A 12251-nucleotide genomic window follows, 5' to 3' on the forward strand; every position below is an offset into this window, starting at 1 on the left:
TTATCTTTTCATAAGTTGGTAAATGCCGATATATCCCGTATTTTAGGACTTTATCGGTATTTTCTTTTTGGAAGATACCTTGCATAAGCTGGCATTTACCAGCATGAAAATGCAACCAAAAGTAGTAAATGAGTAGTAAATATAAGCTCCGATATTAACAAGCCAGCCTTTCCAGCTCCGCTTTTGCAGATTGAAATGTACCGTGTGCGTAATAACCAAGTGTCATGGTTATGTTAGCGTGTCCCATGAGATATTGCAGAGTGTTAGGGTTCATTCCTCTGTTTGCCATATTCGTACAATAAGTATGTCTGAATGAATGTGGTGTGATGTTCGGTAACTTGTCCGTGTGATATTTGTTATACTTCTTAATCAATCCTCGCACCATGCCCTCATAGTTTCCTGCAACTTTAGGCAAGCCCTCACGGTTTAAGAATAGGAAATTGCTGTAACCACCTACAATCAGCGGTTGTGCTTTTCCTCTGCTCTTTAGTATTCTTTGGATTGCTTGATAAGCCCGTTCTGTCAATGGAAGTTCCCGTTTTCCGTTTTTGGTCTTAGGCGTTTCAATATAGTAGCCGATTTCGCTGTCTTTCAATAACTGGTGGTCTATATTGAGTATTCTGTTCTGCATATCAATATGCGTCGTTAGTCCGCAAAATTCAGAAATACGAAGTCCCGTTTCCAGCAGAAGCACAACCTCATCATAATACTTGCTGTAAATCTTGTCCTTTTCCATAAAGGCAAGCAGGCGTTCTTCCTGCTCTGGTGTAAGGATAACTTTCTGCTCCGTATCATCTTCCAGAACATCACTTAGCTTAAAGTCAAATGGGTTCTTTCTGATACAGTCGTCTTGTATCGCCATGTAAAATGAAGCTTTCAAGGAACGCTTATAGTTATCAATCGTTTTATAGGCATATCCTTTTTCGCTCATTCTGATAGCCCATTCTTTAGCGTCCGACTGCTTAACAGTATCAATCGCCCTCATACCCAATGGGTCATTTTTCAGAGCATTCATAAGATACTGTCGTCCCTTTTCAGTAGCCCTTTTGATGTTCTTTCTTTGGCTGTTTTTCTTGTCGTAGAGCTGGCAGACTGTCATTTTACCGCCGACTGTGTCGATACCGTCGTTAAGGTCTTTTTTTATCTGTGCTTCTTTTTCCCTCAATGAAATATCATCACGCTTTCCAGCAGGTGTCTTGTCTGTCGGTACAAGTTTCCAAGAATAGATAAATTGTGGCTTTCCGTATATATCGGTATATTTATAAACGTATCTTCCGTCTTTTCGCTGGCTCTCTCCATTACGAAAATTGCGATTTTTACTGTCTTTTCGTTTTACATTAGACATAGTGTAAAGCTCCTTTCCGTCATGGAATGAGCCGTGATACGCTATACCTTATTATACCATATCTACGGCTCAATGACATTAGATTTCGTCCAATGTATCTATGATTTTTTCAAATTGTTTTCGCTTAATCTGAATACGATTACCGTTCACGATAACCCAGCCAGCGTCAAGATTTTCTTCGGCTAATTTACGCAATTTCTTTTCGCCAATGCGGAAGTATTTAGACGCTTCTTCAATCGTCAGAGTATATTTTTCCCAGATAGGCACATCAGTATTGTTCATAATCTATGCACCCCCTTTACTGTGTGTCATTTTTTACAAGCAGGCAGACGGCTTTGGAAAGCTCCGTTAGTATCTCAACTATTCCCATTCTTGTGGGCAGAACCGCACCATGCGGACGTATCATTATTCTGTGAGGATAGGTCGTGGCAAAGCGACTTTTCCAACGGTCGCTCTCGGATCACTGCGTGGGTCGCTCGCTTTCTTTTGGAAAGGTCATGGCGTACAGTCCCCGTGGCTTGCTATCTCACAAATGTATCTGTCTGCTTTATTCAGTTGTCAAAGACCAGACGGGCATAATCAATCCCGATATGAATTAGAAGCGTTTAATATCAAAGTTTAAGATTTTACGAATAATCGCTTCTTTGATAAAACCTTTCATTTCCAAATCTACCGCAAGACGTAAGTTGTTGTTATCGTCGTAAAACGGACGCATACAGCACTGATTGATATATGGGTCATAAAATTCCAAGATTTTTGAAATTGCTGTTTCGTCGCCGTCGCAGGCTTTGGAAATAACCGTGAAAGTCGGTGTCAGCTCTTTTGGCATTTTTCTTTTTCCTCCTCAATCAGTTGCTTTAACTTGTCTAGTGCTTGTATTCTGCACTTCGTTACATTCGCTCTGGAACAGTCAAGCATTTTCCCAATGTAAGTGTCCGTGTCCCCAATGAAAAAATACTGTAAAACGATATTACGCTTTCGTTCTTCAATAGCTTTCAATGCACGAGCCAGTTGTTCATCTTCGATTGATACTTTTTCTCCACAGACTTCAAATACTGCAACATAATCCGTAGAATATGTATCTTCTGTACCTATGGAATTTAAGAGGTCGTCCATAATTTCGGCGAATGGCATTTCTTTTTTCTCTGAACGACGTATCGCTCGATAGAAGTCAATCGCTCTATGACGTATAACTGTTTTAATAGCACAATCGAATTGATGACAGGTTTTTTCTTGTAGTTCTGACGGTTTCATTTTCCTCACCTCCTTTCGCTAGTCGAAAAGAGGTGTCTGCCCCTTTTCATATATACCGCGTTGAAAGTGGGGTACAGCGTAACCAAAATCAAAAAAAACTTAAAAAATTTTTTTCTGGCATGAAAAAAGCCCGCACAAAACATATAGTCTGTACGAGCCTTTGAAACTGTATTGTATTTAGTTCTTATAACAATGCCGTTAGGGTCAAATTGATTGTGTCGAGGTATATCTAAAATATTCCATAATGACAGCTCCTTTACGGCACTATTCTTGTTTATTCAGACAGAAAAGAAATTGCACCGTTTTTAATTTCTAAGATTTCGTCGGCTTCTTCTGCCAAATGCTTACTGTGTGTAACCACAACAACACATTTTCCTAATTCATGTGCAGTCTTTTTCAGCAAAGCAATGATTTCATCAGCGGTAGTTTCATCAAGATTTCCCGTCGGTTCATCTGCCAAAAGTACATGAGCGTCGCTGGCTAATGCTCTTGCAATCGCTACACGCTGTTGCTGTCCGCCAGATAGTTGCAATACATTTCTCTGCCAGTATTCTTTTCCAATGCCGACTTCTTCCAATAATTTTTCAGCATTTCCACTACCACCTAATTTGACATTTTCAACCGTTGTCAAATAATCAATCAGATTATAATTTTGAAATACCAATGAGATATTATGCTTTCTGTGGTAATTCAGCCCTTTTTTTGTAATGTCCTCGCCATTGCAAAGGACAGTCCCTTTTACTGCTGTATCTAAGCCTGCTAACAACGATAAGAGTGTTGTTTTTCCTGCACCACTCGGACCGATAATGGTATAAAAGATACCCTCCTCGAAAGTAGCAGATACATTATTCAAAATGGTTTTATCTTTTTTTGTTTTGTAAGCATAGCTTACATTCTTTACTTCTAACATTTTCGTCGTCCTCCTAACTCATTTCCGATAAAATATCTTTCGGGTTTCTCTTTAGTATTACAATTCCAGATACCAGAACAGAAGCCGTTATCAACACAAGAACACTTACACCGTCCAACAGATACATTTCTGGTGTAACCTCTACGCTGATACTCTGCACGTCCTGCTTTGGTGCAACGTATTCTGTGGATACTTTTCCCTCATTATTCTTTTCTTCCTCTTGCATTTGCTGAACCTGCTGTGATACCAGATAATTTGCCGTTACTTTGGAAACAGCAGGAGCGACAGCAAAGGATAACATAAGGGAAAGAACAGTAATCATAATCGCTTCGCTCCAAATTTGTCCGATAATTCTAAATTTCGGAACACCGAGAGATAAGAAAATACCGACTTCCTGCACTCGATTTTTCAGCCAGAACAGAAATACTAAAACAAGGATAACAAAACTTGCAACAGAGATTACCAATATCATCATTTCGCTTACTTTTGCTAAATCATTGAAGTTTGAGGACATGGTTTCGGAATTTCCGTTATTGTCAATCAAATCATATTGCTCCCAATTGATGTCTACTTTTTGCAGATTTTCTTTTACTTCGTCGTAAGCTTCCACATCTTCCACTTTGAAATAGGCTCTTTCATATAATGGACTTGTTTCACCCTCTGCCTTTTCTGGAAATCTCAAATCTGTAAATATTACATTTTCCGAACGGTAAGTATCTCCCTGCATAAGTGGGGACATCTTTTGATCCACTTGATAAATTCCAACAATCTCAGCTTCTGATACCTTTGAATTTTCAGTATCGTGGTAATCATTAAAAGAAATCTTATCGCCGATTTTCAGATTATTTTGCTTTGCCAGTTCCTCTGAAATGACACACATATCTTTATCCTCTGGGGTTATCATTCGTCCCTCTTTGATATGCAGGTTTCCAGATAAAACATTTCTGTCTAGTTTCATATCTTTGTTTCCAATTAAACTTACACCGCCAACATCTGCATTCTGGTCTACATCTTTATCTTCAATCCTTTTGAAATTTACAGGGTTTACGGGAGTTGTTACTGTTGTAATATTGTAATCAGCAATTCCTTTTGCTTTTGCCAATTTCTCAATGTCTTTTATATCTAAGCTTTCAAATTCATTTGTTGTCCAGCCTGTCCAAGTCTCCACACCATTGATAATCTCTTTTTCCTGATGGTAGCCACCAAAACTACCTTCCTTATCATTACCAATCTTTTCTGAGTATTCACGAACTCGCTTTGTTCGGTACTCTGCATTTCTTTCTAAAAGAAAGCCTGCACCTATGGCTTGTCTGGTTTTGTCCTGCACCTCAATACTGGCATTTTTGCTCGCCACACCTGCAAGAAGCAAGGTACTGATTGCAAAAACAATCAACAATAAGAGAATACTTTTTACGGGCTTTCTGAACACAGAACGCCTTGCCAATCCAAAAAAATTCATGTACTATCCCTCCATTTTTGCTAATATATCTTTTGGGTTTGCTCGTAATATCGGAAGAATGGAACAGCACAATGCCACCAAAATAACTGCACCGCCTAAAAGGAACAACATTCCAATATCTTGTATCTGCAAAACCACTTTCAGATTTTCTGTTACTGTTTCTGAACCGGTAATGACGTTTTGCAAAACGCCCGAGAACAATTTACCAATGGCTGTTGCTCCTAAAACCGAAAGTGTAAATACACTGCCTGCTTCTAATAAAGTTTGCAGGAAAATTTCACTTTTTGTCTTGCCGAGGCTCATAAAGATTGCCACCTCTTTTTGCCTTGTCCGCATCCACATACATAACAGCAGGGAAACAACAACAGTACCAGTTACCAATGTAAGTACCAGCATAAGATTTGCCACCTTACTGATTTGCTCTAATGGAGCAGACATCTGTTGATAAAGGGTATCAGACGTGCTAAGTGCTACATCATTTCCGAATATTTTTTGCAGGCTGGTTTCCAGCACATCTAATTTTTCTGGTCTTTTTGAGTAAATGCAGATTTTTTCAAATTCAGCTTCTTTGAACAATTCTTTATAAGTACTGTTGTCAATAAAGATTTGATTTTCTATTCGATTGACTGCGGTAGTTTCTGACGGCTGGTCTTTTTCCGCATTTCCTGCGGACATGAAAATTCCAATAATCTGAACAGATACTTTTGTTCCGTTTTCTGTACTTAATTCAATCGTATCTCCAACTTTTAGCTCATTTTGATTTGCAAGGTTCGCATTGATAACAGCACCCTTTTTCTCACGCTTGATATAATCGCCAGAAGCTAAGCGGTACTGCATTTCTGAAAAAGGGCTGTCCTTTTCCAAATCATCATAGGAAAGCAGTGCTATTTTCAAATTTTCCTCATTCGTAGAAGTATTGAGCGTAACGGGAGCAAAATTATTCGGAAATACCTCTTGTCTACCAATGCGGTTGATAGACGAAACATCTTCTAGCGTTTCAATCTTGTTTACTTCATTCTCTGTTATCTTGCTGTCCTTACTTGTAATTTCAGCCACAATCTTAGAGTTTGTCTTTTCCTGCATGGCTTGTTTGGACTCATTTGTAGTCCTTAAAATCATGCTTGTACCTAAAATCATACTGTTTACAAGTATCAAAACAATCAACAGAAGAATGGTTTTCCCTTTTTTTCGCTGTAAATAGCGAAAACCAAGTTGATAAAACTTCATACTTCACACCTCTATTCCCAACGGGCTATGACAACCTTTGTTGCATTGAAATGATTTGTGTCTGCAAACTCTCCATAGAGATATACTTCAGATTGCTTTTTCACATCGGATATAGAACCCGTTGTTACATTTGTAACACCAGACTGTTTATTTAGTGTCGCAACAACAAATTCACAATCTGGGTTATAGGTTACAGAAACAGCATTGTCTTTATTTTCCAATCCCGCTGCTTCCGATTTTATTCCAGCTCCCCCCTCAATTTCTTTTGCTTGACTTACGGAACAACCATTGTCTGTAAATTCCAAAACACTTCCTATCAAATTAGCAGAATCTAATATGTCGTTTCCTTTATTTTCTGAAGAACCATTTGCATTTTCTTCATTCGTATTAGAATTGACAATAGGATTAGACGTATCTGGTTTCTCATCTGGACTTGCACCACACCCCGTCAATGCACAGATACATAATCCAACTGCTATGAATTTACTGATGTTTGTTTTTTTCATTTTTGTATTCCACCTTTCTTGTTCGATATGCCCCTATTGTAAAAGCAAACCATTCTAAAAATCCTGTAAAAAAGTAAGAAAATCATCATCATTTTTTAGAGGATTTTTACAGACTTTTCTGTTATACTGTCTATAATTCAAACTTCTTGGACTGCTTATGTCCAAGATGATATATAGAAAAGGATTGATACATTATGAAAATACTTCTTCTGGAAGATGATTTAGAATTATGTAAAAATATAAAAATTTCGCTGGAAAAAGAAAACTATATGGTTGATTGTTGCAATGACGGGGAAACTGCTATGCTGTATGCCTTAAATACAGACTATGCTTATGACCTTGCCATTGTAGACCGTATGTTACCGATTATTGACGGATTAACAATCATAAAATCTATGCGTAGAAAAGGAATATCTATTCCAATCCTCATCATTACTGCCATGAGTACCCTTGATAATCGGGTTGAGGGTTTAGACGGCGGTGCTGATGATTATTTAGTAAAACCATTTCATATCAAAGAATTGCTTGCAAGGGTTCGGGCATTGACAAGGCGACCTGCCAATATCCAGTTATCGCCTAAATTACAATATGGAGATTTAACTTTCGATAAAGACAGCCGAACCTTATCTACACCCGTCAATTCTATTTTATTAACTTCAAAGGAAACCGAATTGACTTTTGTATTTATGCAGAACCCAGAAACACTATTTTCCCGTGAACAGCTTATCCTTAAAATCTGGGGCAGTTCTTCTGAAGTAGAAACTGGCAATGTAGACAGTTACATTTCTTTTCTGCGAAAACGCCTAAAAGAATTAAAAAGTTCATGTAAAATAACAACGGTCTACGGTGCAGGGTACAAACTGGAGAAAGAAACATGTTAAATAATTTATACCGAAAACTTCATATTCTGTTTGCAAGTTCTGTTATGCTGATTATTACCCTTGTGATTTCCTTTGTCGTTGCGAACACAGTTCATACAGAGAAAATCAACGAAAGCACCTTATTTCAAAGACTAACAACCTTACTGATTTATCAAGTGGAAAGTGCTTCTTCGGATATGGATAAATCACTCAAAGCCTACGAAGAAAGTTATCATATTTTTTCTTTGATTAGCGATACAAAAGGGAATACCATTTATCAGAGTGATTTCCCATTTCCAACTTCTGCGGATAATCTGTTGCATGATGTAGAAAAGCAGATTTCTACACAGCCATTATCACAAACAGAAAGCAACACAACTTCACAAGGCGGTTTTCTGGAAATAAGAGGAACACATCACGATACTTATTTTGTTATTCCTGCTACAATTAGGACAGCAAATGATACCGTGTATCATGCAACCTTTCTTTATCAGACAGCCAGTTTGACGGATATTTTACAAAAGACATTGCCTATATATCTTCTTATCTGGTTTTTGGCTTGTATCGTTGTTATCGTGCTAACCCGTTATCTGCTGAAAAAGTCGTTTGCTCCAACGGAACGAATACTGCAAAGCCAAAAAGATTTTGTTGCAACAGCGTCCCATGAATTAAAATCTCCACTTGCTGTTATGATTTCCAACACGGATATGCTTCTTGATAATGTTTCCTTAAACGAGCAGGCAAGGCAAGCCGTACAGACCATAGATTTTGAATGTATGCGGTTATCCCATTTAGTCAAAGATATGTTGCTTCTGGCTTCTTCCGACGCTAAAACATGGACATTGCATAAAAGTACAATCAATGTAGATACCTTGCTCATTACGTTATATGAAACATACGAACCCGTCTGCATGAAGCAGAATTTAGAACTAAAACTGCATTTATCCGAGGAAAGTTATCCTGCCATGCTTACCGACAAAGACCGATTATTTCAAATCTTGTGTATCTTTATGGATAATGCCATTCAACATTCCAAGAATAATTCTTTGATAGAGATAGAAGTAATCGCCACCGAAAAGAATATTGCTTTTTCTGTGGTAGACCACGGGCAAGGCATTTCTGATGAAGATAAGCAGTATATCTTTGACCGATTTTATAGTGGCGACAAGTCCCATGCTAACAAAGCGAATTTTGGACTGGGACTAAGTATCGCCAAAGAATTAACCCAAATGCTGAACGGTACTATCACTATTAATGATACTGTTGGTGGCGGTGCTACCTTTACTGTTAAATTTCCTCTGAAATAGATTAAGGCTTGCAGATCATACAATATGTATGGAGCAAGCCTTTTTTCAAATCTTTGTCTTTTTGGTAATCTTGTAAATATATTCTTCTGGGGTAGGGCGTTTATTACCAAAATACTTTTTGAAATTTGCCTGCACCTCTGGGTCTGGACTATTCATAGCTTCATCAATCGTCGCTTCAATATCAGCTCGTACATCAGCCAATGAAACACCGCCAGCTTTTGCACCTGCTTTCAATGCTTTTTTAATATCTCGTTTTTTAAGACCTATCATAATATTCATACTCCTTTTCAATATTAATGTCAGTTACCGATATATATAAATGTCATAATGCTAACTTACAATCTTTATCTTCAAGTAGTATTTACAATTCTCAATGTGTTATTGATTTTCTATACAGTTACATAAATCATCTATAAAACCAAATACTGCTTTATCAAAACATTCAACTGCTCCTAATGCCTTTGCCATACTAAATAGGTGTCTATCCACAGAAGCTGTCATTATACAGATTGGTATATTTTTTGTAAGTTCATGCTGAAGTAATGCCGTACCTGTATCGTCTGGGAGATTATAATCGGCGCAAATGAAATCATAAGTATCTTTTTTAATTTCTTCCAGAGCAGATTTTACCGAACCAACACCTTTGACTTTATATCCTTTATCTTTAAGAGCCTTACATAATATTTCCCTATAAGTAAGCGAGTCTTCTATAATCAGTATATTTTTCATAAACACCTCTTACATAAAAGTGGATATTAAGCCAAAAGTTAGAATACCAACAATAAGTAACCCCCAAAAAGCACAAATACATAAAGCAACAATTGAAAATACATCTCGACGTTTGGGATTTTTTACTACCGAAATCGAAAGACTAAAGCCAGACAATATTGAAATCACATTTAATGCAATCAACCCCGTTTGAAGTCCTCCTGTAATTTCTTCTGTAAAAAGAGAAAACAATAATGTGATAAATGGTAACAGCGAAATGACTAATGCAACAACGCTTAATTTATTTTTTTTCATTTTATATTACCTCATTTCTTTTCTTCCAAAGCATTTAATAGAAACACATAGTGCAAGTGCTGATATGATTACAGCACACGGGATAAACGGAAATAGTGATATTGTACTTCCTATACCTGCCGTTGTTACAGTATGTAATGCGTCTGATACTACATAACCGCTATAACAATAAGGGTACACTAACCATAAAGGCGTATTAGCAACTAAAACACCGGGAATTATCAAGAATAAATTTAATCCCATGGATAATAGTGGTTTTTCAAATAGTATGGTAATTGCCCACATACAAGAAATAGCTGGAACCATTGTCGCAAATAGTTTTACTGTCCACGTTAATAAATAAAAAACAGGAATAGTTTCTGTTACATTCATTATTTTAGTAGCGATAACGCCTGCAATAATGAATGAACTGAAAAAGATAAACAACTCAATTGCTAAAAAGCTCAATAATACCAAGAACTTTGTCAATGCAAGTTTTCCTTTACTAACGGGCAAAGCAAGCATTTTTAATATGCCATTATTCTTTATTTCTCTGTTGGCAATCATAACACAAACAACTACCATTGAGAATGGAAGTAAATAATATCCAAAAAGTAATGCACTTTGAATGAACATTGCCGACCAAGCGTCTGTATATTCTGGCGTCATATACATACTAATACTAGATACGCCAGAAACTACAACTAAGATAGGCGGAATTAAAAGTAAAGGTAAAATCATAGACCTTTTTACTTTCATAAATTCTATTTTTATCAATTCAATGATTGACATACTATTTCCTCCTTTATTCATAATGTTTTATTTTACCAAGATACCAGCCAATTACGAAGAATATGATTGTTTCAACAAACCCTAAAATTAAAACATTCATATCAATACTTGCCGTAGAAGCCACCGCAGGTTTCATCATTAGTACAAATGGATTGATAAGAAATAGGGACATATCTGAAAGTGACATTGCCATACCGCTAAAAAAACCTGCTACTCCAATACCTAATGTAAACCATATATTTTCACATCGTGATGACACCAAGAGCATAAATGCCAATACAGGTAAAGATGATACAAAGCAATATCCTGTATATTTGACAAGTGTTAGTAACTCAAAAGTTCCATTGGGTAAAAAGATATTTCCAATAATACACAATGCTCCGTTTTGCAAGACGATACAAAAAGCAAGCAAAACAAATAATATGTAAAATTTATTTTTGAAAATAGATGATGTTTCAAAAGGAAGCATATACATCTTTTTAATTGCATTTCCTTGAAACTCCATATTATATGTTAAAGTTGTTGCTACGATAATGCCAAACATATTAAGAACCATAATCATTCCGTAAAGCTGTGTCAACAAAACGTCCATAGGTGGAAGTGGTAAATTTAACAAAACTTCTTTACGAACTATAAAATTTGCAAAAGCATATAATGCACCAAGAAGTCCAACAATCGGTAACACTTCTAATATCCCAGTACGTTTACATTTTTTTAATTCTACGGTTAAATTTCTCATAATTTTAACCTCTGCTTTCTGTTGGCGTTATCCTCATCAATCATAGCTAAAAACATTTCTTCTAAATTATCATTTTCAAAACCAGCTTGATGTGCCGTCAATTTCAAATCATCAAGACTTCCTTCAAATAGTAATTTTCCGTGATTTAAAATACCAATGTCGTCAGCTAGTAACTCAATTTCTGATAACATATGTGATGAAATCAGAACCGTACAGTCATATCTTTTTGGAAGTGATTTAATAAGGGTGCGAATTTCATGGATACCTGCTGGGTCTAAGCCGTTTGTTGGTTCATCTAAAATTAAAACTGGTGGTTCGCCAAGCAAAGCAGAAGCAAGACCTAAACGCTGTTTCATTCCCAAAGAATATTTTTTTGCCAAGCGATTACCAAACTCAGATAATCCTACTAATTCTAATGCTTCATCAACGCTAGTCGCTGGAAGTCCTAAAATTCTACGAATAATATCAAGATTTTCTCTACCTGTTAAATTTGGATAAAATGATGGGGACTCAATAAATGAACCGACATTTTTCAAAATTTGGACACGGTCATTTGGAAAAGTCATGTTATCAATTTGAAATTTTCCATCAGTTGGTGCAGTCAAACCCAAAAGCATTTTCATAGTCGTAGATTTCCCAGCACCATTTGGACCGAGAAAACCGTAAATACTACCTTTCTTAATGTGTAAAGATACGTGGTCTACTGCAATAAACTCTTTGTATGTTTTTGTCAAATTTTTAGTTTCAATCATGTTTTTCATAATTTTTAACTCCTTTCTTGTTACCTATAATATAAAGCACCGACATTACAGCAACATTCTCTCTACCTTACATTTACCTTACAAATGTG

General features: G+C 36.6%; 16 protein-coding genes. 2 read left to right on the forward strand and 14 right to left on the reverse strand.

Features of this window, described 5'->3' with window-relative positions:
* Nucleotides 1–154 precede the first annotated feature (154 nt).
* The 8 genes from DWZ76_RS06785 to DWZ76_RS06825 all read right to left on the reverse strand — a co-directional run bounded on the left by DWZ76_RS06785 (nucleotide 155) and on the right by DWZ76_RS06825 (nucleotide 6701).
* Complete coding sequence (locus DWZ76_RS06785; RefSeq protein ID WP_118472239.1) at nucleotides 155–1345, reverse strand: site-specific integrase; 1191 nt, start codon at nucleotides 1343–1345, stop codon at nucleotides 155–157.
* 78 nt (nucleotides 1346–1423) lie between these two features.
* Entirely contained in the window at nucleotides 1424–1627 is a 204-nt protein-coding gene (locus tag DWZ76_RS06790) for an excisionase (RefSeq protein ID WP_002347229.1), read from the reverse strand.
* A 313-nt stretch (nucleotides 1628–1940) separates the two neighbouring features.
* Nucleotides 1941–2174 (reverse strand): helix-turn-helix domain-containing protein, encoded by a 234-nt coding sequence (locus DWZ76_RS06800; protein ID WP_003431885.1) that lies wholly within the window; start codon nucleotides 2172–2174, stop codon nucleotides 1941–1943.
* Complete coding sequence (locus tag DWZ76_RS06805; RefSeq protein WP_003431889.1) at nucleotides 2159–2599, reverse strand: hypothetical protein; 441 nt, start codon at nucleotides 2597–2599, stop codon at nucleotides 2159–2161. Before DWZ76_RS06805 ends, DWZ76_RS06800 begins: the two co-directional genes overlap by 16 nt.
* Before the next feature lie 274 nt (nucleotides 2600–2873).
* Nucleotides 2874–3509, reverse strand: a complete 636-nt coding sequence (locus DWZ76_RS06810) for an ABC transporter ATP-binding protein (RefSeq protein ID WP_021423054.1) — start codon at nucleotides 3507–3509, stop codon at nucleotides 2874–2876.
* A gap of 13 nt (nucleotides 3510–3522) precedes the next feature.
* Nucleotides 3523–4968 carry an ABC transporter permease gene (locus DWZ76_RS06815; protein ID WP_021423053.1) on the reverse strand — a complete coding sequence of 482 codons (1446 nt, stop codon included), beginning with the start codon at nucleotides 4966–4968 and terminating at the stop codon, nucleotides 3523–3525.
* Between the two features lie 3 nt (nucleotides 4969–4971).
* The gene (locus DWZ76_RS06820; RefSeq protein ID WP_005342379.1) at nucleotides 4972–6195 is read right to left on the reverse strand and encodes an FtsX-like permease family protein; all 1224 of its coding nucleotides are present in this window, start codon (nucleotides 6193–6195) and stop codon (nucleotides 4972–4974) included.
* A gap of 11 nt (nucleotides 6196–6206) precedes the next feature.
* Nucleotides 6207–6701: a chitinase gene (locus DWZ76_RS06825; RefSeq protein ID WP_118304044.1), complete on the reverse strand. Its 495-nt coding sequence runs from the start codon at nucleotides 6699–6701 to the stop codon at nucleotides 6207–6209.
* 194 nt (nucleotides 6702–6895) lie between these two features.
* Between DWZ76_RS06825 and DWZ76_RS06830 the strand changes: the two genes are divergently transcribed.
* Both DWZ76_RS06830 and DWZ76_RS06835 read left to right on the forward strand, forming a co-directional pair.
* Nucleotides 6896–7582 carry a response regulator transcription factor gene (locus DWZ76_RS06830; RefSeq protein ID WP_074034311.1) on the forward strand — a complete coding sequence of 229 codons (687 nt, stop codon included), beginning with the start codon at nucleotides 6896–6898 and terminating at the stop codon, nucleotides 7580–7582.
* Complete coding sequence (locus tag DWZ76_RS06835) at nucleotides 7576–8868, forward strand: HAMP domain-containing sensor histidine kinase (RefSeq protein WP_118472240.1); 1293 nt, start codon at nucleotides 7576–7578, stop codon at nucleotides 8866–8868. The genes DWZ76_RS06830 and DWZ76_RS06835 overlap by 7 nt, the downstream gene beginning before the upstream one ends.
* Before the next feature lie 45 nt (nucleotides 8869–8913).
* On the opposite strand, the gene DWZ76_RS06840 is transcribed toward DWZ76_RS06835, so the two are convergent.
* The 6 genes from DWZ76_RS06840 to DWZ76_RS06865 form a co-directional block, all read right to left on the reverse strand.
* Nucleotides 8914–9138, reverse strand: coding sequence for a hypothetical protein (locus tag DWZ76_RS06840; RefSeq protein ID WP_054352718.1), 225 nt, complete (start codon nucleotides 9136–9138; stop codon nucleotides 8914–8916).
* A gap of 108 nt (nucleotides 9139–9246) precedes the next feature.
* The gene (locus DWZ76_RS06845) at nucleotides 9247–9597 is read right to left on the reverse strand and encodes a response regulator (RefSeq protein WP_117844224.1); all 351 of its coding nucleotides are present in this window, start codon (nucleotides 9595–9597) and stop codon (nucleotides 9247–9249) included.
* Between the two features lie 9 nt (nucleotides 9598–9606).
* A complete protein-coding gene (locus DWZ76_RS06850; protein ID WP_117844223.1) occupies nucleotides 9607–9891 on the reverse strand; it encodes a hypothetical protein in 285 nt (94 codons plus the stop codon).
* A 6-nt stretch (nucleotides 9892–9897) separates the two neighbouring features.
* Entirely contained in the window at nucleotides 9898–10662 is a 765-nt protein-coding gene (locus tag DWZ76_RS06855; RefSeq protein WP_117844222.1) for an ABC transporter permease, read from the reverse strand.
* 13 nt (nucleotides 10663–10675) lie between these two features.
* The gene (locus DWZ76_RS06860) at nucleotides 10676–11401 is read right to left on the reverse strand and encodes an ABC transporter permease (RefSeq protein WP_117844221.1); all 726 of its coding nucleotides are present in this window, start codon (nucleotides 11399–11401) and stop codon (nucleotides 10676–10678) included.
* On the reverse strand, nucleotides 11398–12162 hold the full coding sequence (locus DWZ76_RS06865; RefSeq protein ID WP_117844220.1) for an ABC transporter ATP-binding protein: 765 nt from the start codon (nucleotides 12160–12162) through the stop codon (nucleotides 11398–11400). The genes DWZ76_RS06860 and DWZ76_RS06865 overlap by 4 nt, the downstream gene beginning before the upstream one ends.
* Nucleotides 12163–12251: the final 89 nt, after the last annotated feature.

The sequence above is a fragment of the Clostridium sp. AF35-15 genome, assembly GCF_003477745.1.
Lineage (GTDB): Bacteria > Bacillota > Clostridia > Lachnospirales > Lachnospiraceae > Otoolea > Otoolea fessa.